Here is a 22,860-nt window from a genome sequence, read left to right on the forward strand (position 1 = left end):
TTGCGTGAATTTCCTGAGATATCATCTTTCAAACATCAGACATGACGACCCTTCAGAAGGGGGAAAAGGTGATGGTAGTGAGGTATAACCATTGCGAATTTCGTTAGGCCAAGATGGCTCACCATCTGGTTTAACTTTTGATATCTGCAATGGCACTTCGAGCCATTGAGGCGATCGCCTGGTCGGTCGCTTTCGGTAACTGGTAATATTTGCCTCCAGCATTTTTAGCCAGCTCCTTACCAAATCCTGTCGAAACGAACTTGCGCTCGGTATCAATCACTAGCAGCTGAAATCCGGTGGCCCGAATGCGACCAGCAATCTCCAAGAGTTCCTGCTTGATATCAGGTTTCTCTTCGGCGTCGATTGTCTCACCTAACGATCGAGCTAAGGGAATATTGCCTCGTCCATCAGTGATAGCAACAATCACGACGTTGCCAATATCGCCCGACTGTTGAGCATTGGCACCAATGCGAACCGCTTGAGTAAGACCGTGAGCGAGCGGTGATCCCCCGCCGCAGGGCATGCGCTCTAATCGCCGACGGGCCATCGCGATCGAGCGAGTCGGAGGAAGCAGCACTTCAGCTTGCTCACCTCGAAAGGGGATGAGGGCTACTTCGTCACGATTCTGGTAGGCATCGGTTAACAGCTGCATGACCGCACCCTTGGCAGATTGCATCCGATTCAGAGCCATGGATCCCGATGCATCGACCACGAAAACAATGAGCGATCCGGCACGGCGGGCTAATTTCTTGGCGCGGATGTCGCTTTGCTCAACAACAACTTTGCGATGAGGTTCCTTGGCTCTCCGGGCTTTTTGATAAGGAGCGGCTGCTCGCAGTGTGGCATCTACTGCAATTCGGCGCACAGGGCCTTTCGGCAACATGGGTTTGATGTATCGGCCTCTATCCTCCGAGATCACCAAACTCTGACTCCCCGATTTACCCTGCTGAGTCATGCTTTGGGCGAATAACAGCAGCGATGGATCTAGCACAATACCTTCGGGGTCAAAAACGAATTCCTCGGGCAGACTTGGTGGGGGTTCGTCAGTCTGCTCATCGTCGTTATCGTCGTCGTTATCATCCTGATCCGTGTCATCTTCGCCTTCATCTGACTGATCTTCCTCATTGTTTTGAGGGGGTGGCGGTGGTGGTGGCTGTTCGTCTTCAGGAGGAGGCATCTGAACGGCTCGGGGTAGAATCACAAGCTCGACAGCAATTCGCAGATCTTCGGCGGTAACGGTAGCTCGTCCCTCTAAAGCGGCATGCGCCTTGGCGACTCGGACTGCAAATAATTCGGCTCGATGCCCTTGTACGCCTCCTCTTAAAGCTTCGGTGACTAAATACGCGATCTGTTCGCGTGTGATATTCACTTCTTTCAGCCACTCACGGGCCAGAATAATCTGAGTCTTGAGGGCATCAATTTCTTCGGCGTAGTCTGCAATGAAGGTCTCGGGATCGCTTGCAAAACTTGCAGTTTGGTCAACGACTGCAACTCTGTTTTCCAAGGTGAGGGGTTGATCGGCAGAAAGCGCGATCGCAATTCGATCAAGTAAGTGATCCCGTAGAGGGCCTTCTTCTGGGTTATAAGTGGCAATTAATAAGGGAGCGCATGGATGTTGAAAGCTAATGCCTTCCCGCTCAATCTGGTTCTGCTGCTCTGTCAAAGCCGACAATAAAAGGTTTCCGGTTTGATCATCTAATAGATTAATTTCGTCAATATATAAAACGCCTCGGTTGGCGTTTGCGAGCAAGCCTGGTTGAAAAACGGTTTCCCCGGCCTGAATGGATTTTGCAACGTCCACCGACCCTAGTAAACGGTCCTCAGTTACACCTAGCGGAATCTGCACAAACGGCGCGGGAATCACTTGTGTAGGGAGTGATGTTGCTTCCAATCCCCCTAAGCGTTCGAGTGTTGCATCGTCCCAAGAACAAGGATTGTCCGGATCAGCATTGCAGCAAGATCCTTCAATCACTTCAATGGGAGGCAAGAGTTGATGGATGGCGCGTGCCATAACAGACTTAGCCGTGCCGCGTCGTCCTGCAATCACGACACCGCCTAATCCGGGGTCCACCGCTGCAAGCAGAAGCGCCAGTTTAATGGCCTCTTGATCGACTACAGCAGTTAATGGATATACGGTTGGTATGTCTAGGCGGTCTACCGTCAGCATCTACCCTTCCTTTTGGCACGATTGCGATTCGCTGAACTATCTTCGTCTGTGTACTGATCAGAACCCAGGCAAAGAAGCGATCGCGCTCTTGAGTTATTCCCCAGTCTGGTTTTCCCGACTATGGCGCTTTTCAGATTAGCAGGAATGTAGGGCCTATAGGCACGCTCAAGGAGGTTATTTAAGACTAGCTACACCATCATTCTTTTAAGTCACCTGAATAATTAGCTAAGTCGCCTGGGGTAAGTAAACCGAGGTGGAAATGAACAGAACCCTTGTTCTGAGTTATGCTTACCTCGAATCAATCATCTGTACCTACTTAGACTCAATGGTCGTTGGAGCAGGCCATCTATTGTTTCAATGGGTGACCATCTTAGAAAATGTCAACCAGCAAGAATTAGAGGCGATACATCACGTTATCCCAACCATAAGCCTGCTGTGTTTTGCCGCTGGTTTTTGTGACGCTTTCTTGAGACGAGCTGTTGGGAGAAGGCCTGGGACGGCGACGGTGAGTCCACGCAACCTGCCCGCCTGGATTTTGCGGCTGCCAAGCCTGAAGAGTTTGAGCGTTTGTTTGTTGCATAACCGATGGCTGACTCTGCAACTCGGTTAATTTTGCAAGGGCGGCATCCCAATCTAAGTCAGGCGTGTTGAACAAATCGCGCAGCGCTTGCAAAACGGCCTCGCTGCGTCGTTCATGGGCCGTCTCAATGGGCTGTGAAATCCGTATTGGGTCGATTTGAACGGCCATGATTGCTTGCCGCACAACCTCTTTAATTTTGCGATGAAGGTCCTGCTTAGCGAGTCTTTGCTGATACTGCCACCCTTTCTTGCTAGAGGCATATAGAGCTGGAAGGCGGTTGAGCGCATAAGTTACGACTTCCTCTGCCTTCAGATACCGACGAACTCGTGTGGGTATGGCTCTAAATTGCTGAGTTACCTCATGAGTGACAAGGCTCTCCATAACATTGACGTAACTGCATTCGCCATGGGGTAGATTCGCTTCGTTCATGCCTGACTCGCGTAGTTAGGTTGTCTTGATATGAGAAATAGTCCTTTACAAGTCCTAGAAACAGAACCATACAAACGGACTAACCAATCGTTCAGAACCAGTGAGATTGTTTTGTGAAGATATTTATAAACATACATTACACCAGACTGAATATCAGGGAAAAGGCCGATGCGTTCATAGATTCTTGATAAATGAGGCCAGATTTTTGAAGGAGTTTCTGAGAGCGCAGATGAACCATCGGTATTTGTTGGCAAAAAGTATGAATTACAATAGCTTCCTGACTCAGGCTTTTCCCTCAACACATTAGCCTTTTCCCTGATTTTTGCAGATGTGACTATTCCACGCTTTCCTGAACTGCTCTGGCAAGCACAACGGCTGTGATCTTGATGCTTGCTGCATGCCAGCTTTTGCCAGAACAGAGAAGCTTCAATGTCTCGGCAAATAGCAAAGGGTTAGATTACTCATCTAGATCAATCTTGATTCACGATGAATTTCAAATGCTTACATCTGACTACGCCCTTGAACTATGCCCTTGGACTTAATTATTTTTTTCACTAAAAGTCTGATTTTGAAAAGTAAATTTGAACCTATATTTTGCTTTTTTAGAAAATCAAAACAAATTAATTATTAGTTGAATTACTGTCTCTCAATTTCGCTTGAATGATTTCAGCGAGCAGCTTCTTGTTTATGGATTTTAATTGTCGGATGACTGCAAAGTCACTAGAGGTAGCGTCTGTTTCTAGATATGCAAACGTTGGTTGTAGCTGCACCGAATAAATTTGTGTGGACTGGCAATGAAGAAAACAACAGTCTGAAGTGATGTTCTCTTCAATCCTTCTCTTGCCCTTCAATCTGACAGGTTCAAAAAGTTCCTGAGTTTGATCAGAACTTTCCTGAAGATTTCCCTATCGACTCACCTTAGTTGATCAGACATGCTTAAAGCGTAATCAGAGTTTTCTGGTGCGACGTAGTTAACCCCCCTAAAGCAATGTCATCACCTATCCTGAATCTTTCCCCTTCAATTGAATGTCCAAAGTGCGGTAAGCACACCGTTGTAAGCGACCAAGTTGGCGTGTATCGATGCCTAAGCTGTGACTTCGAACGAAATTTGAGTCCTGGATCTCTGCGCAAAAACAAAGGCGGCATCGGTGAGCTGGTGTCTGCGATCGCTGGTTTTCTAATAGCGGCAGTTCTGATTTTGTAGGCAAGTTCTTCTTCAAAGCGAGCCTAAACAGGCCATGATAACTACTGTTTCTGCCTTGTCTGCAAACTGCTTAATGCTCATTGCTTAGAGCGTTTGCAGACACCCACTTGAGTGTCAGCTTCGGATATCTAGGGCTGCTTGTCACCTATTTTCGATTGTTCAATTGAGAATAGGTCAATTGCATTCCGGGCTTCTTAAGTTTCTCGAATCTATATTGAGAACTGTTTTAAAGAGGCAATAGAACTGCTCAAATCCTTCTTTGTCTATCGCTTTCTCTGTCAAAGTTTCAGCCTGCTAGCTGTTTCTGAAATTACAGACTTTGATCGATTAGACCAGATGTCTTTGTCGTGATTCTTGGGTGAATTCGCTAAGATTAGCTGTCACGAATCCCTCTGTTCATGACACTAACTTATAGAAGGGAGGTGATTTATTAATGACTCCTTCCTTTGACTCAGAACTGATAGCTCCAAGTTAATCTTCAGTGAGCTTTCAAGCAAAGACGGGTGCAGTTTGTGAACCTCTCTCAAGTACATCATTCGATGATCAGGAGAAAACACGATGAATGTGTTTAAAGCCCTGTTAGATACTCCTAATGCTGATTTAGTTGGTTTTGAACCGTCAGTTGATGACAAGTTTCAAATATCAGAAGTTCAGCCGCTATGGACAGATATTGCAGAAATAGAAGCAGTCGTTACTCAAGCGATCGCTCCCGATGGCATGGGTCGTGTCAAATTTCACGGGACTCGCTGGAGAGCCTTAACTGAACGCTCCTATACGCTGCCCGCAGGTACGTCAGTCCACGTGATTGGTCGCCACGGTAGCAATATTTTAGTGGTTGAACCCATGCAGTTTGAAATTGCCCAATAGCAGCATTCACAGGTCAAAGGTGATCATTCAGCTGCTGATGTTCAGAAAACTAGCAGGTGTTTGTAAACGCTTTGACTTGTGACTTGAACTCATTGAAATCATCCGCCTGAATTCAATTCCTCCAGATCCCCATACATTTCTGCATGGGGATTTCAGGCGCTGATTGCCCTTTTTTCCCTTAATTGTTTATCCGTTCTCCCGTAGAAATATGAGACGTCCTCATCGTCATAACTTTTTATTCCGTATCGCCTGCGAAGGTCTCAAGCTCCTAGCTATTTTAGTGATGTGCTTCATCTGTGCCTGCCTTTTTCTAGCGCCTTTTGGGGCATTGGTGCAGGTGGAAGCTGTCATTGATGTTGTCGTTCCGTTTTTCTTGCGGTTAGCGATTTGCCTCTTAGGGATGCTTGTGCTCGCTGGACTGTTTGAATCGCTTGAATAGCTAATACGATGGATTTCAGGCTAAGAAGCTTGCAGATCGCAATTCTTAGCGATCGCTAACGTTGCTCATAGTTAATGCTGACTCGCAGGAGTCAAGAATATCAAGTGCCTTGCGAATAAGCGCAGTGGTAGGACCGGGCTGTTCCAACTGAGGTGTCAGCCCAACGTTGTTGATCACCTCAAAGTGCTTGATTGCTTGCGAATTCAATGCTGCAAGGCGTTCACCTAAAGCAACTTCAGTGAATTGAGCTGCCTGTCCCCAAAGCATGACTGTGGGAATCGTTAACTGCGGTATCCATTCAGCAAGATCAAAACACAAGTCACCTCGGACAAAGGATAGGGCCGCATATTCAGCATTGGGTTGAGTGGCAGATTTAAGATAGGCGGCTACCATTTCGGGGGTGACAAGGTCGGCATTGGCAAATTGCCTTTCGGTTAGAAAGCGTTGTATCCCTGCTGCCGTCGCGATCGCCGTTTGATAAAGCACTTTGTCTAACCAAGGAATCTGTAGGACTTGTGGCAGGAGTCCCTGCCGAAAATCCTTGCCAAAATCTGAAAGTCCAGCGGGTGTTACTAGAATGAGTCTTTGAATCAGTTCGGGATGGTTAACAGCGACTCGTACTGTGATAGCTGCCGTTAGAGCTGAAGCGACAATGACCGCCCCTTGAGGAGCTAAGGCTTGCAGAATTTTAATAATTGCATCTTCATAGTCTTGAATTGTATAAGCCTGCTCCAGATGATCTGAGCGTCCCCAGCCGGGTAGATCTGGTGCCAAAACTCGGTAGTCCGTCGCAAAGGCTGGATAGACCTGCGACCACTCATAGGACGATGATCCTCCACCAAAGCCATGCAGGAAGAGAAGAGTCTGATCCGGTTGGGTAGCGACAGGCCAAAATTCCGGTTGAGGGGCGGCATAGGCGATCGCGCCCAGATGTGTTGTGGTCGATCTTTGCTCGAATCCAGGGGCAATAAACATAGCAAACTGTGGTCGGTATGATGCGATTGAATCGCTCATCAAGGACTGTATGTGAATTTTAAAGCGTTCATGAGCGATCAGTGGAATTTGGGTGTTTGAGTTGTCCTCGTTGATAAAGTTTCCTGATTCAATGAAAGTCAGTCGGTAAACTACAGAGCCTATGATACAAAATCTAGATAGGGTGAGTTTCGAGTAGTCACAGTCTATCTTCAGAGCAGGTTGCTTTGTAAAAATGAATACCGATCGCGAACGCCTGCGAAACGTTTTTTGAAGAGGCGTTTCTGGGCTTTTTGTTGACAACCCTGCTTACTGGTGTGTAATCAATCTGATGCTTTTACGATTCCTTTCGGTTAGTTTTGCAAGTTTAGGTTTGACCATCCTGAGTCTACCTGCCGCTGCTCGTCCCGAGATCGCTAGCGGTGACCAGTGGTTAGAGGGCGTTAGTCAGGACGAGTGCTTAAGTCGGGCTGATAGCTTCATTGGCGAGCTTGATGTTCCCACTGATGCTGGCGACATCGATCGCACTGGCTATTTTGACGATGGGGTATTCCGCATTCTTTGCTACAGCGGTGGCGAAGAATCGAGCATGGTTTTAATTTTTTCAGCCCACAACGAAAATGCTGAAGTGGCAACGCAGTTCTTGCAGTTTGCTTTGCAAGAATTGGGGGGTGTGGAACCGACAGCAGGAACTTTGTAGGCAAACGCCCTAAGCCATCGTCAGGGCAGATAACCCTCGTCGATGGATAGTTTGTGCATATTCGGTCCATGCGCCCTGTCCCCAGTACCGAAAACAGCTCGTCTCAAGTAGCAAAAGATGTAGCAGGGCCTGATGATAGGACGCTGATCTAGGGTCGTTGAACTTGTTTTCTCGTACGGCTTGATGGAACCGAGCACTAAGTTGTTGCAGGGGCTGCATAACGTTACTGTAGCCCTCGACCCAGCTGCGATCATTAGTCCAGGAAGAGCCTTCCATATGAAAGCTCTGATCAGCCTGCTTCAGCTCAGCGATCGCTCTATCAACGGTATCAGGGCTGATGCGATCGCCGACCTGCTGCCAAAGACGGTGTTGTCCAATGGCTTGACAGGTGGGGAAATCAGCTGGAGTAACGCCAGCTTCGGCTAATAGCTCTAAATATTCAGTGCCTAAGCAGCCAACAGTCCCAACCTGTCCACTATCGTGCTGCCTCATCTCATGCCAAGAGCGCTTGAACATTCCCGGAAATTCGTTCATCATGACGCCCCCATTTTCACCATCACTGATCTGGGTGACGAGCGGGGGGATGTGGTTTTGACCCAATGCCACTGGTTGAAGCGTTTTGGCTTCTGCAAAAGGCTGCATCTGGCCCACAAGCTTGGTGTCTGAGCCTTGAGTTTTGATTAAGACGGTGATTTCTGCAACGTCGCCCTGCGTATTTCGAGCTACCAAACGATGGGGTAAATGGGGCTGTTGAACACCGCGTCCTTCTAAAGTCTCAATTGTGTGCTCTTGCACTAATAGCCACTGGTAGCCACAGTCCAAAAGCGCTTTAACAAAGGCATAAAGAGTATCAGGATGATTGGGCAAATGCATTTCAGGCGGGGAGAAGCCGCGTACCCGTGAGAGGGCTTCCCAGCCAAATAGCGCTGCAAAGTGGTGCTGCCAAGCCCGAATGTGAAGCTTGATGTCAGGAATTGGCGTCGAAGGAACGACCGCGTGACCCCAGAGGGTACCCAGCCACTCTACATAAGGCTGATATTTAGAGTCGCAGGCAATGCGGCGTAATTTATCGAGAATGTCGTGGCGATTCATCTGCTGCAATCCCCACAGCAGCGTGCCTGAATAATCGAGCATAATGCGGGGATTACATCCCTGTTCGACTAATTCAGGAATAAAATCCCCCATGCGGGCGTAGCAGTAAGCGAACGGACCGGCGTTATGATTGTCTCCCTCATAGGGATGGTCAAACATATACTGAAGGTTGCTGATGAGCTGACCGTCTGCTCCGGCTGGAATGGTTGGCTGATGCATGTGAAGGGCGATCGCGAACCCTGCCGAGAAATCGGATAGTCGTAAGTTAGTCTGCTCTATAAAGACAGGACGAGAAGTATTGGTTGCAGATTGAATGCGATTTTCCCAACCCGCGAGGGGAGGCATTCCATCAATGAGAGAGGGTAAACGGTCCAAGATGGAATGAGGAACAGTGGCAACCATGATTTAGAGGCATAAACTTTCCTTCAGTGTCGCACCATGAGATACGAATTTAGTTGCATTTATGCAATTGATAAATAATCTTTAACACTTGTGAAGTCGCCTATGATTTCGGTTTTTGTTGCGAAATGGCAGAGATTTCACACGGACGAAAAGTCAGCCTTACAATCAGTAGGAATATTTGTGCATCCTGATGAAGGTTATGACTGCGCCCGTTGAGAAAGACGTTAATCATGGTGTTCCAGAACGTTTAGCAAAGCACACGGTTCGTTACGCCAATTGTAAAGACGTCAATTGTGACGACTTGTCACCGATGATGCGTCACTATGTTCAAGTCAAGGCGGAGTATCCCCACGCGCTCCTGCTATACCGAGTGGGCGATTTCTTTGAAACTTTTTTTGAGGATGGCATCACCATCGCCCGTGAGTTGGAGCTGGTTCTGACCAGTAAAGAAGCGGGAAAAGCGGTAGGACGAGTCCCTATGTCGGGTATTCCTCACCACGCCCTGGAGCGTTATTGTGCTCAGCTGGTTGAAAAGGGATATGCGATCGCCATTTGTGACCAAGTTGAAGATCCAGCGCTGGCTCAAGGACTCGTCAAGCGAGAAGTAACGCGCGTGGTGACCCCTGGCACAGTGCTGGAAGAGGGGATGCTCAGTGCCCGCCAGAACAATTTTCTGGCAGCTGTGGTCCTCTCGGGAGATCATTGGGGATTGGCCTATGCTGATGTTTCAACAGGAGAGTTTTTTACCACTCAACACCATGACTTGGAGCAGGTCACTCAGGAGCTCATGCGATTGCAGCCATCGGAGACTTTGCTGCCAACCGATGCCCCTGATCTGCGTGTGATGCTGCGTCCGGGAGAAGCAACGGATCAGCTGCCAGATTGCTTGCCGCGACAGTTCTGCTATACCTTGCGATCGCAAGGAGCCTTCTCGCATACCGAAGCCAAACAGCGATTACTACAAACGTTTCGATTGCGATCGCTTGAGGGGATTGGCTGCGATCATCTGCCCCTAGCTGTCCGTGCGGCTGGAGGACTGTTGGAATATTTAGAAGAGACACAAAAAGAGAATCCTGTTCCTCTACAACTCCTGAGCACCTATGTATTAAGTGATTTTTTGGTGCTGGATCATCAGACTCGACGTAATCTTGAAATTACCCAGACGTCACGGGATGGTACCTACAACGGTTCGTTATTATGGGCGTTAGATCGGACTGTAACGGCTATGGGCGGGCGGGCACTTCGCCGCTGGCTCCTACAGCCACTACTGTCGGTTGAGAAGATTCAAGACCGTCAATCTACTATTCAGGAGCTGGTCGAGCAGGGGTCTCTGCGAACATCACTGCAACAGCAGCTTAAGCAGATTTATGATTTGGAGCGGTTAGCGGGTCGAGCGGGTTCAGGAACCGCGAACGGACGTGACCTTGTAGCTTTGGCTGATTCCTTTGCTCGTTTACCCGTTCTGGCTGCACTGGTTGAGTCGGCTAAGTCTTCTTATTTAAGAGCGCTGCAATATGTTCCGCCAGACCTAGAGCAGCTAGGAGATACGTTGCGATCGCACCTAGTCGAAAATCCGCCTCTTTACCTCACCGAAGGCAATTTAATTCGTCCCGGTGTTAATTCCGAATTGGACGATCTCCGCGCTCAGATCAAAGGCGATCAGGATTGGATTGCGGGCTTGGAACCGTCTGAACGAGACCGCACAGGTATCTCAAATTTGAAGGTGGGTTTCAACAAGGCATTTGGTTATTACATTAGTATTTCGCGAAGCAAAGCTAGCCAGGCTCCTGAAGACTACATCCGTAAGCAAACCCTGACGAATGAAGAGCGCTATATCACCCCAGAACTGAAAGAACGGGAAGCCCGTGTCTTCACAACCCAAGATCAGATTCACAGTTTGGAGTATGAGATCTTCCAGCAGCTGCGGGAATTGGTGGGACACCATGCAGACTTGATTCGCAAGGTCGCTCAGGCAGTTGCTGCTGCCGATGTTCTGGCCGGACTCACTGAAGTGGCGATTTATCAGGGCTATTGCTGTCCTGATATTGCCGATAGCCGAGAGATTGCCATTACTCAAGGACGCCATCCCGTAGTTGAGCAGTTGTTACCTGCCGGATTTTTCGTTCCTAATTCAACGGGATTGGGCGAGTCATCCCCCCATCTCTCAATTGCCTCGTCTTCTCACCCTGACCTGATTATTCTGACTGGGCCGAATGCCAGCGGCAAAAGTTGCTATCTGCGACAGGTCGGTCTTATCCAGCTGATAGCTCAGGTGGGTAGCTTTGTGCCTGCTGAAGCAGCGAGATTGGGTATTTGCGATCGCATTTTTACTCGGGTTGGTGCCGTTGATGACCTCGCAACGGGGCAGTCAACGTTCATGGTGGAGATGAACGAAACGGCTAACATTTTGAACCATGCGAGCGATCGCTCCCTCGTCCTGCTAGACGAAATTGGTCGTGGTACAGCAACCTTTGATGGTCTGTCGATTGCCTGGTCAGTGGCGGAATATCTCGCCAGTGAGGTCCGTGCACGGACCATTTTTGCCACTCATTACCATGAGCTAAATGAGTTAGCCGCCATCTTAGAAAACGTCGCCAACTATCAGGTCACGGTTAAAGAAATGCCTGACCAAATTGTGTTCTTGCATCAGGTGCGTCCGGGTGGAGCGGACCGGTCCTATGGCATCGAAGCAGGGCGTCTGGCCGGATTGCCCCCGACGGTCATTCAGCGGGCGCGGGAAGTGATGACCCAGATCGAGAAGCACAGCAAAATTGCGGTTGGTCTGCGGAAAGGCGCACAATTCGACAGCAACGGACGCAGGCGCAAACGTCGCAGCGTTCAAGAGGATCCCGCAGAGCAGCTCGATATTTTTGGCTGTTAGAAATGACTATTGCCAGCTACCAGCCCTGGAACGCCTGCTTTGAAAAGTGCTGCACAGCTATTGACTCGCCCATATTGTCTGTTCAGAAAACCCTAACTCTTGAAAGTCATCCGCCCTTAACGCAGCTTCGTCTGCACAGAAAAATTCATCAAGTTGGGGCGGCGACACTGGTGTCCCCGCCAGCATTGCGTGAACTTGTCCACGATGATGAATTTGATGCTGAAAAAGATGTGTGAGCAGACGTGACATTTGTTCTGTTTGTACGGCGTCGTGACGTGAAATGTCTACAGAGTTTTTCAAGAGCTTGGCATCAAGAGTTTGGCAAACTGCGATTAGCCGTTGATCCGTTTTGCGCTGCTGAGCCTTGAGTGCATCACACGTTTTGTAGGGTTCATCGGCTTCAAAAAATTTCCAAGCTTGGTGATTGATGGGTTCACCCCTGATGCTTCGCTCCAAAGCATCGATGTAAAACCAATCTACAGTCAATATGTGATTCAGCGTTGCACTAATGGATGGAAAAAAGCTAGTTCTTATTGCGGAAAAGTCATTTTGACTCAATCGACTACAAACTTTTAATAAGCGATGATTTGCCCAAGCATTGTTGTATGCCAATGTCAGGAAATGGTGTGCTAAAGGATCCATAGCAAATCGTTGGCATGACCTTACAACTTATACGCTCATAATCCTGTTTTGATTGGGTTAGCGCAAGACCATTTCATTGCATAGTTGTTTCACAAATCTCGAATTGAGCAACTACTCATCAGTAAGGCGAATTTTGCCGGCGCGAACATAGTCCAAAAGGCGATTGATGTGAAAGCGATCAGCTGAGGCCATCTTGGGATCAGACAGCATGGCTGTCGTCAGCTTTAAGTGTTCCTGACGGCTCAGCTGTTTTGCTCGAACAGCTTTCTGCACTAATGCTTGAATTCCGTAAGGCTCTTGTGCGGCGGAAACCATAACTCGACTTACCCTTTCAGATGATGAGGTGATTTTGAATGCATAGAGATGTTTGAGAACAAATGGGCTTTAACTCAGAAACTCAGACCGTGTCGCTTGATGAATTCGGTGCTGATGGCCTGCAAACGCTTCAATTGTCTGGATTGTGTTTCATCTATTTCGTGCCTATGTATAGGCTAAGAACTTCCTTCAGAACTGCGATCAGAAGAGTCACTGATTACACCAATGCTTTACACGAGCTTCTAAGCGCTTTCACATAATCCAACCTAGGTATAAATAGGCGCTTGATGTTTGTGAAGTTTTCTTGTCCAATGTCTGAGATTGTCCTGAAGGTTGGTCGGATCTTTTCAGGGCACAGATGTCGGACATTGCTCTGCATAGTCTTTAGACTAAACAAGGACCTTCGATGCTCTAATCTGATTTTTTATGGAGATTTACCGCTTACCAGTCCTGTCCGACAACTACATTTTTCTGCTGCATGATCCCACGACGAAAACTGCTGCGGTTGTTGATCCCGCTGAAGCTGTCCCTGTTCTTGAAAAGCTGACTGCTCTGGATGCCACACTGACTGCGATTTTCAACACTCATCACCACGGGGATCATGTCGGGGGAAATCGCCTGCTGGTGCAGCGATTTCCTGGCACGACTGTTTATGGGGGGGCTGAAGACAGAGGCCGGATTCCAGGTCAACAAGTCTATCTATCCGAAGGTGACACGGTGACTTTTGCTGAACGCGAGGCGAGGGTCTATTTTGTTCCAGGACATACACGTGCTCACATTGCTTACTACTTTCCGCCTAGGCGAGAGGCAGAATGGGGAGAGCTGTTTTGCGGCGATACTCTGTTTGCAGGGGGCTGTGGTCGTTTATTTGAAGGCACCCCACAACAGATGGTGGCCTCTCTGAGTAAGCTGCGATCGCTGCCTGACACCACGCGCATTTGGTGTGCCCACGAGTACACCCTTAATAATTTGAAATTTGCAATGACGGTTGATGCGGACAATACTGTCCTCAAAAACCGTCTGACTCAAGTCCAAACTGCTCGTATGCGCCATGAAGCAACGATCCCATCAGAGTTGGGGATCGAAAAAGCAACGAATCCGTTTCTCCGATGGGATGTGACTGCTATCCAAGCAGCTGCTGGGAGTACTGATCCAGTCCGTGCTTTTGCCCGCGTTCGCGGTATGAAAGATCAGTTTTGATCATCCTCTAACCGTTGGCGATAAAGCCCTACGATTTTCTCAACAACTGCTTCAATAGATAGTCCGTCTGTAAACAGCTCGACGGCATCTTTGGCTTGACGTAGGGGTGCAACGGTACGGGTGCTGTCTTTGTGATCGCGCTCATCGATGGCGTGCTGAAGCGCTTCCAAACTCATGGGCGGTTGATTTTGGGCTGCCATGTCTTTCTGACGTCGGCGAGCACGTTCATGGACTGAGGCCGTCAAGAAGACTTTCAACTCGGCAAACGGAAAGACCTGAGTGCCGATATCGCGTCCTTCCATAACGACTCCTCCTTGCTCACCATAAGCCTGCTGCTGTTTGAGAAGGACTTCTCGGACGACGGGTTGAGCGGCCACTGTCGAGACATGTCCTGTGACGTCGGGGCTGCGAATGGCATGAGTAACATCCTGATCATTGACCCAAACGCGAGTAATGCCAACGTTGCTCTGAGTTGCAGGCTCAGTTGCCAGACGGATCTGGCAGTCTGCCAAAATTTCTGCAACAGCGATCTCGTCCGCTGGGTCAACATTGGATTCCAACACTTTCCACGTGATGGCTCGATACATGGCTCCACTGTCTAAGTACATGAGACCCAACTTATCGGCGACTAGACGGGCAACGGTTGATTTCCCGGCCCCTGCTGGACCATCAATCGCGACAATGGGGCGTCGCGATCGCAGCAGGACATTATCAATCAAGCGAGTGTCGCCTAAGTAGGCGGCGATCGCCAACAATCCAACAGTTTCAATATGTTCCACAGGTTCTAGGGTTTCTGGATGGACAAGCTCAATGTATTGCACCCGCAAAGATGGCACTGGGCTGAGGGTTTCCTTGACTATGTTGATAAGCGCCTGACCTTGTTTTTCACCCTCCATAAAGGCAGTTTTGGCGGCGTTTAGACTTTGATATAAAACGTTGGCGTGCTGGCGATCCTGCTGAGATAGGTATCGATTACGTGAGCTATGAGCCAGACCGTCAGCCTCTCGGATAATGGGGCATCCCACAACGGTGACAGGCCAGTTGAGATCACGGACCATCTGCTTGATAATCGCTAGCTGTTGTGCATCTTTCTGCCCGAAATAGGCGCGTTCTGGCGCAACTAAGTTAAACAGTTTGGCAACAACTGTTGTCACGCCTGAAAAATGGCCTGGACGATAGGCACCACACAGTGAGCGCATCATGTCAGCAACGGGAATGACCTGTGTCATGAGAAAAGGCGGTGACTGATTAGGTGATTGGGGATATAGAGTGTGGGGTAGTGGGCAGAAGATGGCATCCACACTGGCGGCTTCGCATTGTGCTAGATCGTTGTCCAGCATGCGAGGGTAGGCCTCTAAGTCTTCTGTTGGACCAAACTGTAGTGGATTGACGAAGATGCTCACAACAATGCGATCGTTCTCCTGGCGAGCACGATGAATCAAGCTCATATGGCCTGCATGTAATGCACCCATCGTGGGCACCAGTCCTATTGACGCGATCGCGGGATAGTCGTCAGCAGAAGGTTGACGCCAAATTGCCAAACAACTCCTTAATCCTTCAATTGTCTTGAGGACTTTCACCGATATTCACCCCTAAATGTTTGTTGGTTAACAGAGCTGTCGTTCGACTAAATCTTGAAGATCAAGTCGATGCTGATCTTGAACTATTCTCTTTGATGCTAAGGGCTTGTCAGAGTCATTGCACGGTGGCCGAAACCGCGTCGTCCTCTGAAAAAGCAGTTTTTGCCGGAATGACTTGCAGGTCTGCAATATATGTTTACGTTTTTGCCACAAAGTTTATAGCCTATCAGACTCTGTCTTTGCAGCGAACCTTAATACCTAATGAGTTTTCTCAAGGGTGACTGGATAGGAGGTAATCACCAATTCCGAGATTTTGCCGCGTCGTTTTGCATTGGAATTAATGGCCCGGGTTGCTTGAATGTTGTGGATATAAAAACCGTCGTAGAGTTGTCGGATAAAGGGGCAATCTGAGTTGGAAACCATGACCTTGACACCCCGTTCAGCCAGTTCAGCAAACGTCTGCTGTAAACGCTCTTGGTCCCTAGCGCCAAACCCATATCGGCTATAGCTAGTAAAACTGCTGGTAGGGCTGATGGGGTGATAGGGCGGATCAAAATAGACAAAATCGTTGCCGTTTTTTGCCCGAGTCAAAATTGCCGTAAATTCTTCGCAAGTAATATTGGCGCGTTGAAGAGCGATCGCGGCTTGTTGCAAGGTCAGCACATCACACACCTTAGGATTCTTGTAACGCCCCATCGGGACGTTGAAATATCCTTTGGAATTTTCTCGATACAGTCCGTTAAAGCAAGTTTTATTGAGATAGATCAGACGAGCTGCTCGACTTAGGGGAGACGCCAAATGGGTCTGGGCACGAATGGTGTAATAGTAGTCGTGACAATGGTGAGCTTGATGGTCTTGCAGCAGTTCGATGACGGCTTCAACGTCATCCCGAACGCATTGATAAACGTTAACAAGCTCTGTGTTGAGGTCGGCTAAAACGGCCCGATAGCATTGATTCTGTAGATGAAAAAAAATAGCCCCTCCCCCCAAAAATGGTTCGTAATAATAACGAAACTGTTTTGGAAAATAGGGACGATATTGCTCAATGAGCCGACCTTTTCCACCGGCCCATTTAAGAAACGGGCGAGGGGAGAGATCTGGGGTAATGATAGCCGTCATGAGACAAAGAAGTGCGCAGTGAGCAACGGAGTCAATGTCCTTAACTCAGGCTCGCAACGATCAGACCCCCCTTTATTGAAACATATGTACTTATTGTAGAGGACTACTGAAATATTTCCTATCAATTCATTCATTCCTGAACTGCGATAGGATGACATTAAGTGATACCTATCAATCATCGCGTTAGTACTGACTTCTAGTTGCGCTGGTTTGAATTATGCAAGAGTTTTTTAATAATGTTTCGCGATACCCCAGATATTTGATTTCCTTTACGTTGGGTATCTTTTTCAACGCAATTGAACCTTTGATGCCGTTGCTGAAGCGTCCGACAACTGCGATCGCGCTAGTCGGTATTGTCGTCTCAGTCTTTGTGTTTCTAACGTTCACCTTGAAGGCCATGCTGGGGTTATCGGCAGTTTAGGGAAAGATCTTTACCAGTCAGCTTCCTATTTGGAATTAGAACCTGCCCAAGCTCGCTTAGTTGAAGCGAGCGCTTCGGGAATGTGAAGGAAGCGACCTTTGTTCAAGAGGATTGTACGATGGCAAATAGTCGGCGGGTTGCTCGCGTCGCATCCATGATTAAGCGTGAAGTGAGTCAGATGCTGATGTCGGGTATTAAGGATGATCGTGTGGGCGCTGGCATGGTCAGTATCACGGATGTGGATGTCTCCGGCGATCTGCAACACGCCAAGATTTTTGTCAGTATCTATGGTACCGATGCAGCCCGGGCTGAAACGATGGCAGGTCTGCAAGCTGCGACTGGATATGTGCGGAGCGAGCTAGGGCAGCGGATGCGGTTACGCCGCACCCCTGAGGTTCTTTTTCGCGAGGATCGTTCAGTCGAACGAGGGACACGTGTGCTTTCACTCATCAACCAACTGAGTGCTGAACGAGCGGATCATAATGAAGCTCCTGCTACCGACGAAACAAACGAGTCTGACAATGACGTTCCTATGGCTGCTGAGGACTGATTGTGGCCTCCTTGGGTTTGCCTGATCCCGATGCACTTTCTCTGGAGGCCCAAGTCGCTCAGCTGATAGTCGTTCGTGCCTCAGGGTTTCTATTTGATCATCAGCGCCGTTACCCTCAATGGGAATTGAACAACGCTAAGCTTCAGCATTGCACTCAGTCCCTTGGCATAGGTGGCGTGATTCTGCTGGGTGGCAGTGCAGTCGAAGTTGGTGTGCGATCGCAACAGCTGCAATCTTGGGCAGAGATTCCGCTGCTCTTGGCTGCGGATATAGAAGAGGGTGCGGGGCAGCGGTTTGCAGGGGCAACTCACTTTCCACCACCGATGGCGTTGTCTCAAGTTGCTCGGCACGACGTATCTCTTGCGTGTCAGTACGCAGAGCAGATGGGGAGCGCAACGGCTCAAGAGGCGATCGCGATTGGTCTGAACTGGATTTTGGCTCCAGTTGTGGACGTTAATAACAATGTTGACAATCCAGTGATCAACGTTCGAGCGTTTGGTGACACGGTTGCAATAGTGACTCAACTGAGTCAAGCGTTCATTCGAGGTGCTCACCAATTCTCGATCCTGACTACGGCTAAGCATTTTCCAGGACACGGAGATACGACAGTAGACTCTCATCTCCACCTGCCTGTGATTGCTCATCATCGTTCACGGCTGGATCAGATAGAGCTTGCTCCCTTTCGAGCGGCTGTGGAGAGCGGCGTGGACGCTGTGATGACTGCTCATATTCAGGTCCCCACGCTCGACAGCAAGTGGCCAGCAACGCTTTCACCGTCGATCCTGACGCAACTGCTGCGGCAAGAGATGAAATTTAATGGGCTAGTGGTGACTGATGCTCTAATCATGGGAGCGATCGCGCACCAATACGGTCCTTACGATGCGGCAGTTTTAGCATTAGAGGCTGGCGCCGATGTCCTACTCATGCCTGCTGATCCTGAGGGGACTATTCAAGCGATCTGTGAAGCTGTGCGGACGGGGCGTTTGTCAGCAAAAAGGATTGCTGCCTCAGTAGAACGTATTTGGCGGGCCAAACAGAAAGCCAATCATCGTCTTTCGATTCCTCCCGAAACCTGTCACGCTTGGGAGCATACTCCGCCACCTCCTGTCCAACTGGAAGCATTGGCAAGTCAAACGACCCGGCAGGTGCTGACTAGCGTTATTCAGGCTTCCACGCTAACGCGGGGTAACATACCTGCTCAGAATGATCCGAAAGATAGAGTTGAGAACCGACGGGCGATCGTCATTGTCGATTCTGTTTTGGGGACTGATTGGCTGAATCCAACGGCACCCGCGATCGCTTTGCCAATGCAACAGGGATGGACAGTTCGCCTACTCGATAATCAAGTGTGCTCAGTTGGCTTAGATGGTTTGAACACCTCTAATGAACCGACGCTGTTGCAGATTTTTAGTCGCGGTAATCCATTTAGAGGCAAGGCCGGACTGAGTCAGTGGACTGTGGAATGCTTTCAAACACTTGTCACACAAGGTCATTTAATCGGCTTAGTGGTCTATGGCAGTCCCTATGTATTTGAATTTCTATTGAAAGCACTACCAGTTAATACCGCTTATGGATTTACTTATGCTCAGACTCCTGAAGCTCAGAACATTGTTCTGTCACGCCTGTTGACTTCGACAGAAATGCCAGCTCGCAATCAGACTTTTACAGATTGATGCTTTTCTGCTGCACATTGATCTCAGTTAGTTGCGTCTATCGACAGGATGAAATTCTCAACGTTTTCTCAGAACTTCTTCAGATCGTCTTCAGCCATTCGTCGTTTAGTAATGAGGGTGCTGGTTTAATCTCCATACACCCTTACAGTGACAAGGCATCATGCGCTGTTGCTCCTTTGATGGCGCTCGTTCTTGTTTTTCTAAGCATCTTGTTCAGGTCTGACACTAATTGTGGACTAGTCCTAGAACTAGCCTGAGCGAGCAACGTTGAGTCCTGTCGATAGATGCTTTCTACTGTTCACAGTTGCTGTTGTTTTCCGTTGGTTCTGTATGAAAATTAAGTACTTGACTGCTTTCGTAGCCTCTGCTGCCCTTTCTGTAGGTGTAGCTGCTCTTCCGACTACCTTTAATACCGTTCAAGCTGATCCTTGTGCGGGTGTTGAAAATCCTTGTGCGGCGAATCCCTGTGCGGCAAACCCCTGTGCAGCGGTTGATCCCTGCGCGGCAGTCGATCCTTGTGCAGCAAACCCCTGTGCGGCAACTGATCCCTGCGCAGCCAAACCTTGTGCGGCTAATCCTTGCGCGGCAGCTGATCCTTGTGCAGCAGTTGATCCCTGTGCAGCAAACCCCTGTGCGGCAAATCCTTGTGCGGCAGCTGATCCCTGTGCAGCTGCTGATGTTGTCACAGCGACTGAGCCCCCTCACGCGGAAGTTTACGTAGAAGAAGACAGTGGTTTGGCAATTCGAGGTGCTGATCCTGTTGCTTACTTCACTGAAGGTGAAGCTGTTTTAGGTAGTGCCGAATATGAATATGAGTGGAATGGAGTAACGTGGCGGTTCAGTAGTGCCACAAACAAAGAGATGTTTACTAATAATCCTGAGGCGTTTGCTCCTCAATATGGTGGCTATTGCGCTAAAGCTCTCAGTGAAGGCAACTTAGCATCCGTTGATCCTCGTGCTTGGAAAATCGTAGACGGCAAACTTTACCTCAATTACAGCATGGATGTACAAGCCCAGTGGCTGGCTGATGTGCCTGGCAATATTGAAAAGGCAGATGCTTTTTGGCCGACTGTTTTAGCAGAAAAGGTTCTTTACGAAAATCAGCTCTCTTGGGCACAGTAGGCTAAGAATCCGAGTCATAGTCTGTAGAGATTCCTAAGCCATCATCCCCAGCAGGCATCAGGACACACTGCTTCTGAGTTTGCTGGGGTTTTGTTTTGCAAAGAGGAACGAGGTGTAATGCAAACCGAGATAGCCGTCACCAGTTCCATTAGGACAAAACGCGATCCGTTTGGTTAGGCTCCAGACACCTGAATGCTACGACGCTGATGATAGTTTCATTGGGGTCGTCAATTTATACCTTCAGCACAGCTTATCCGTTAGGCTAATGTGACAATATGCTGATTTTGATGGGAGAGGCAGTCATTCTGTCTGTTCTCGAGTAACCTCTTATCATGTCGAGAGCGATCGCTCTAGCGTCTTGGTCGGCAACCTAAACCCTGGCAGCATAACGACTAGTTTGTTCTGGTTCGTGCTCTGGGCATTTCCTGACTAGAGAGTGAACATGCATTGCTCAAATCAACGATGCAGGTTGTGACTTTTAGATGTTTATTGCTAATGATGGTATTGCTGACTGATCTTCAGGTTTTCTCACCATGACAACACGGCTTTCATCAGCTCGAAATTCAAAGGTGCGAAATAAAGCATCCTCCAAATCATCCAAACTGTTGAGATATTTCTGTGCAACCTTTTTATTGATTGCCGGTATCGTGGCGCTCAAGTGCGGTCTTGCATGGGCTTCTGAACGCTACGTTTACACACTGCCTATTTTAGGTGGCCTACTCAAGAGTTTAGAGCTGATAGAAGTCACCAATGTGGTTATTTTTGCTATTTTAGGAGTCGGTTTGGGGGCTTTCACCCTGTGGTTACCTCGTCAGTGGGGACTGCTACCCAAAGTTCTGCCTCTTGTTATTGCAGTGCCACTCGTCTTCATGAGTGGCTATGCAGTGCGTTACCACGTCTGGGTTCAACAAGTTGCTGTGCAGTCGGAACTCCTACCCACCCAGGCCCAAAGAGTCACAAATGCTCTACTGGAGCAAGCCACTGGCAATCAAGGCGTTGTTGGATTTTTTCGATACACCATCCAAGTGCCTATTCTGCCCACGGATTTGCGAGCATTGCAGAGTATTGATGAGGATGACAAGTGGTTCCGCTCTGAGCTAACCCGATTTAGCGGGCTTGAGCCTGGCCTATTCAGCATGGTATTTAAGCTGACAGGTTGGGGAATTCGGCTCTTTTACACGCTGCTTGCTACTGTCACAGCTGTGATCTACTTTGCCAAAGGAATTGTATGGGCTAATCAAAATCGTCAGCCGTTGCCTCAGCTGACTGGGAAATAGCGCTGACAGACTTTGTGTCAATTCAATCAGCAATCTCCAAAGTTGCTGCAGAATCTTGATCCATTGAAGGGGAAGTTGTTGTGAGATTAGCCGTGCTCCTTTTGGCAGGAGGTAACAGCCAGCGGATGGGGCAAGATAAGCTACTGCTTAAAAAAGAAGGCATTTCTCTTCTCCGACGCACTTGGGAAATTGCTCAGACGCTAACGCCAGATGTATGGGTTGTGACCTCTCGTCGCGATCGCTATCAGATCGAATTACCCAAAGCCGCAAAATGGATCGCAGAACCGCCGCCCGCGCCGAACGAAAGTCCAGCCGGACCATTGGTCGCATTCAGTCAAGCCTTGGCGCAGGTCAATACAGATTGGGTTTTGCTCTTAGCTTGCGACTTACCCAATTTACAGTCCAATGTTCTACATCGATGGACAGCAGAACTTGCCCAGATTCCTGACAACGCGATCGCTTATGTTCCGCGTCATGGTGATGATTGGGAACCTCTGTGCGGTTTCTATCGGTCGTCTTGTCTGTCCAGTTTGAAGTCCTATCAGGCTAGTGGACAGCGCTCGTTTCAAACTTGGCTCGATCAGCAAACTGTGATCCCCGTTCTTGCCGTATCACCAGACATGCTGGCGAACTGTAATACTCCTGAAGACCGAAATACACTTCTCTAAAATCTCTCTCTGATAACAGGTCGATCTCTCAAGACAATTTCTAGAGGAGAGTAGATCTCTTAAGCAAAAGATAGCTATGTTAGCTGATAAGGTGTTTGGCTAAGGTGAAAATCTTGTCGCGATCGCCCACCGATCATCTGTTTGCCAAATTTCAATCAAAACCAGTTACTGAGCCTGTGACTCGTAAGCGTTCCTTACCCGAAACAACTGCATATGTCCGTATCACTTACCAGTCGTGGAAATTAGGACGGCTTGAGGGTGAAGTTCGTGCCAATGACTATGAATGGCAGTTCCAATGGCAGTTTTCTAAGGGTGGCCTGACAATAGAACCTTCTCTAGGAAGAGCCTTAATTCGTGAACCGCTAGGTCGGTTTCTTGAACAATTTGATTACCAATTGGAAGCTGGAGGTGACTACTCGTTCGTTATTCGAGCGAAGTTATAGGTAATCAAGCACAAGGGGACGCTCTTGAAGATTGATGGGATATAGCCGTTGCCAGTTCCGTGAGGACAAAACGACGAACCATCTAGCTATCCGCTAAGCACCCGGATGCTACTGGGC

General features: G+C 48.7%; 21 protein-coding genes. 13 read left to right on the plus strand and 8 right to left on the minus strand.

What is annotated here, in order from left to right; translation table 11 throughout:
- Positions 1-130: 130 nt before the first annotated feature.
- Together bchD and PN498_RS20860 are read right to left on the minus strand one after the other, a co-directional pair.
- Positions 131-2,167, minus strand: a complete 2,037-nt coding sequence (gene bchD, locus PN498_RS20855; RefSeq protein WP_272065335.1) for a magnesium chelatase ATPase subunit D — start codon at positions 2,165-2,167, stop codon at positions 131-133.
- A gap of 394 nt (positions 2,168-2,561) precedes the next feature.
- Positions 2,562-3,176: a late competence development ComFB family protein gene (locus PN498_RS20860; RefSeq protein ID WP_272065336.1), complete on the minus strand. Its 615-nt coding sequence runs from the start codon at positions 3,174-3,176 to the stop codon at positions 2,562-2,564.
- 988 nt (positions 3,177-4,164) lie between these two features.
- Here PN498_RS20860 and PN498_RS20865 point away from each other — a divergent pair.
- The 3 genes from PN498_RS20865 (at position 4,165) to PN498_RS20875 (ending at position 5,686) form a co-directional block, all read left to right on the plus strand.
- Positions 4,165-4,380 carry a hypothetical protein gene (locus PN498_RS20865; RefSeq protein ID WP_272065337.1) on the plus strand — a complete coding sequence of 72 codons (216 nt, stop codon included), beginning with the start codon at positions 4,165-4,167 and terminating at the stop codon, positions 4,378-4,380.
- 558 nt (positions 4,381-4,938) lie between these two features.
- Positions 4,939-5,247, plus strand: a complete 309-nt coding sequence (locus tag PN498_RS20870) for an NfeD family protein (RefSeq protein ID WP_272065338.1) — start codon at positions 4,939-4,941, stop codon at positions 5,245-5,247.
- 208 nt (positions 5,248-5,455) lie between these two features.
- Positions 5,456-5,686, plus strand: a complete 231-nt coding sequence (locus tag PN498_RS20875; protein WP_272065339.1) for a hypothetical protein — start codon at positions 5,456-5,458, stop codon at positions 5,684-5,686.
- Positions 5,687-5,731: 45 nt separating this feature from the next.
- Here the strand turns inward: PN498_RS20875 and PN498_RS20880 are convergent, their stop codons facing one another.
- Positions 5,732-6,661, minus strand: coding sequence for an alpha/beta fold hydrolase (locus PN498_RS20880; RefSeq protein ID WP_272065340.1), 930 nt, complete (start codon positions 6,659-6,661; stop codon positions 5,732-5,734).
- A 328-nt stretch (positions 6,662-6,989) separates the two neighbouring features.
- Here PN498_RS20880 and PN498_RS20885 point away from each other — a divergent pair, with 328 nt between their 5' ends.
- Positions 6,990-7,358, plus strand: coding sequence for a hypothetical protein (locus tag PN498_RS20885; RefSeq protein ID WP_272065341.1), 369 nt, complete (start codon positions 6,990-6,992; stop codon positions 7,356-7,358).
- A 9-nt stretch (positions 7,359-7,367) separates the two neighbouring features.
- Here PN498_RS20885 and PN498_RS20890 read toward each other — a convergent pair whose 3' ends face one another.
- Positions 7,368-8,852, minus strand: coding sequence for a glycosyl hydrolase family 57 (locus tag PN498_RS20890; RefSeq protein ID WP_272065342.1), 1,485 nt, complete (start codon positions 8,850-8,852; stop codon positions 7,368-7,370).
- A gap of 199 nt (positions 8,853-9,051) precedes the next feature.
- Here PN498_RS20890 and mutS point away from each other — a divergent pair, with 199 nt between their 5' ends.
- A complete protein-coding gene (mutS, locus tag PN498_RS20895) occupies positions 9,052-11,733 on the plus strand; it encodes a DNA mismatch repair protein MutS (RefSeq protein ID WP_272065343.1) in 2,682 nt (893 codons plus the stop codon).
- A 57-nt stretch (positions 11,734-11,790) separates the two neighbouring features.
- Here the strand turns inward: mutS and PN498_RS20900 are convergent, their stop codons facing one another.
- Positions 11,791-12,375: a DinB family protein gene (locus tag PN498_RS20900; protein WP_272065344.1), complete on the minus strand. Its 585-nt coding sequence runs from the start codon at positions 12,373-12,375 to the stop codon at positions 11,791-11,793.
- 111 nt (positions 12,376-12,486) lie between these two features.
- On the minus strand, positions 12,487-12,690 hold the full coding sequence (locus PN498_RS20905) for a hypothetical protein (RefSeq protein ID WP_272065345.1): 204 nt from the start codon (positions 12,688-12,690) through the stop codon (positions 12,487-12,489).
- 426 nt (positions 12,691-13,116) lie between these two features.
- On the opposite strand from PN498_RS20905, the gene gloB reads away from it, so the two are divergent.
- Positions 13,117-13,890: a hydroxyacylglutathione hydrolase gene (gene gloB / locus PN498_RS20910; protein WP_272065346.1), complete on the plus strand. Its 774-nt coding sequence runs from the start codon at positions 13,117-13,119 to the stop codon at positions 13,888-13,890.
- On the opposite strand, the gene PN498_RS20915 is transcribed toward gloB, so the two are convergent.
- On the minus strand, positions 13,881-15,470 hold the full coding sequence (locus PN498_RS20915; protein WP_272065347.1) for a bifunctional pantoate--beta-alanine ligase/(d)CMP kinase: 1,590 nt from the start codon (positions 15,468-15,470) through the stop codon (positions 13,881-13,883). The genes gloB and PN498_RS20915 overlap by 10 nt on opposite strands.
- Positions 15,471-15,728: 258 nt before the next feature.
- Positions 15,729-16,589, minus strand: a complete 861-nt coding sequence (locus tag PN498_RS20920; RefSeq protein WP_272065348.1) for a DNA adenine methylase — start codon at positions 16,587-16,589, stop codon at positions 15,729-15,731.
- Between the two features lie 217 nt (positions 16,590-16,806).
- Between PN498_RS20920 and PN498_RS20925 the strand changes: the two genes are divergently transcribed.
- From PN498_RS20925 to PN498_RS20955, 7 genes are all read left to right on the plus strand, one after another.
- Positions 16,807-17,010, plus strand: coding sequence for a DUF751 family protein (locus PN498_RS20925; protein WP_272065349.1), 204 nt, complete (start codon positions 16,807-16,809; stop codon positions 17,008-17,010).
- Positions 17,011-17,128: 118 nt separating this feature from the next.
- Positions 17,129-17,560 carry a 30S ribosome-binding factor RbfA gene (rbfA, locus tag PN498_RS20930; RefSeq protein WP_272065350.1) on the plus strand — a complete coding sequence of 144 codons (432 nt, stop codon included), beginning with the start codon at positions 17,129-17,131 and terminating at the stop codon, positions 17,558-17,560.
- Positions 17,561-17,562: 2 nt separating this feature from the next.
- Positions 17,563-19,233 (plus strand): glycoside hydrolase family 3 N-terminal domain-containing protein, encoded by a 1,671-nt coding sequence (locus tag PN498_RS20935; RefSeq protein ID WP_272065351.1) that lies wholly within the window; start codon positions 17,563-17,565, stop codon positions 19,231-19,233.
- A 330-nt stretch (positions 19,234-19,563) separates the two neighbouring features.
- The gene (locus PN498_RS20940; protein ID WP_272065352.1) at positions 19,564-20,355 is read left to right on the plus strand and encodes a YHS domain-containing (seleno)protein; all 792 of its coding nucleotides are present in this window, start codon (positions 19,564-19,566) and stop codon (positions 20,353-20,355) included.
- Positions 20,356-20,888: 533 nt separating this feature from the next.
- On the plus strand, positions 20,889-21,632 hold the full coding sequence (locus PN498_RS20945) for a hypothetical protein (RefSeq protein WP_272065353.1): 744 nt from the start codon (positions 20,889-20,891) through the stop codon (positions 21,630-21,632).
- Between the two features lie 92 nt (positions 21,633-21,724).
- Complete coding sequence (locus tag PN498_RS20950; protein ID WP_272065354.1) at positions 21,725-22,300, plus strand: molybdenum cofactor guanylyltransferase; 576 nt, start codon at positions 21,725-21,727, stop codon at positions 22,298-22,300.
- Between the two features lie 176 nt (positions 22,301-22,476).
- A complete protein-coding gene (locus PN498_RS20955) occupies positions 22,477-22,743 on the plus strand; it encodes a DUF3146 family protein (RefSeq protein WP_272065370.1) in 267 nt (88 codons plus the stop codon).
- Positions 22,744-22,860 lie beyond the last annotated feature (117 nt).

Origin of the sequence: Oscillatoria sp. CS-180 (assembly GCF_028330965.1) — a bacterium.
In the GTDB taxonomy this organism is placed as follows: Bacteria; Cyanobacteriota; Cyanobacteriia; order Phormidesmidales; family Phormidesmidaceae; genus Halomicronema.

Coding starts and splice junctions, on each gene's coding strand:
- bchD (WP_272065335.1), bottom strand. CDS start 2,167: ATGCTGACGGTAGACCGCCTAGACATACCAACCGTATATCCATTAACT.
- PN498_RS20860 (WP_272065336.1), bottom strand. CDS start 3,176: ATGAACGAAGCGAATCTACCCCATGGCGAATGCAGTTACGTCAATGTT.
- PN498_RS20865 (WP_272065337.1), top strand. CDS start 4,165: ATGTCATCACCTATCCTGAATCTTTCCCCTTCAATTGAATGTCCAAAG.
- PN498_RS20870 (WP_272065338.1), top strand. CDS start 4,939: ATGAATGTGTTTAAAGCCCTGTTAGATACTCCTAATGCTGATTTAGTT.
- PN498_RS20875 (WP_272065339.1), top strand. CDS start 5,456: ATGAGACGTCCTCATCGTCATAACTTTTTATTCCGTATCGCCTGCGAA.
- PN498_RS20880 (WP_272065340.1), bottom strand. CDS start 6,661: ATGTTTATTGCCCCTGGATTCGAGCAAAGATCGACCACAACACATCTG.
- PN498_RS20885 (WP_272065341.1), top strand. CDS start 6,990: ATGCTTTTACGATTCCTTTCGGTTAGTTTTGCAAGTTTAGGTTTGACC.
- PN498_RS20890 (WP_272065342.1), bottom strand. CDS start 8,852: ATGGTTGCCACTGTTCCTCATTCCATCTTGGACCGTTTACCCTCTCTC.
- mutS (WP_272065343.1), top strand. CDS start 9,052: ATGACTGCGCCCGTTGAGAAAGACGTTAATCATGGTGTTCCAGAACGT.
- PN498_RS20900 (WP_272065344.1), bottom strand. CDS start 12,375: ATGGATCCTTTAGCACACCATTTCCTGACATTGGCATACAACAATGCT.
- PN498_RS20905 (WP_272065345.1), bottom strand. CDS start 12,690: ATGGTTTCCGCCGCACAAGAGCCTTACGGAATTCAAGCATTAGTGCAG.
- gloB (WP_272065346.1), top strand. CDS start 13,117: ATGGAGATTTACCGCTTACCAGTCCTGTCCGACAACTACATTTTTCTG.
- PN498_RS20920 (WP_272065348.1), bottom strand. CDS start 16,589: ATGACGGCTATCATTACCCCAGATCTCTCCCCTCGCCCGTTTCTTAAA.
- PN498_RS20925 (WP_272065349.1), top strand. CDS start 16,807: ATGCAAGAGTTTTTTAATAATGTTTCGCGATACCCCAGATATTTGATT.
- rbfA (WP_272065350.1), top strand. CDS start 17,129: ATGGCAAATAGTCGGCGGGTTGCTCGCGTCGCATCCATGATTAAGCGT.
- PN498_RS20940 (WP_272065352.1), top strand. CDS start 19,564: ATGAAAATTAAGTACTTGACTGCTTTCGTAGCCTCTGCTGCCCTTTCT.
- PN498_RS20945 (WP_272065353.1), top strand. CDS start 20,889: ATGACAACACGGCTTTCATCAGCTCGAAATTCAAAGGTGCGAAATAAA.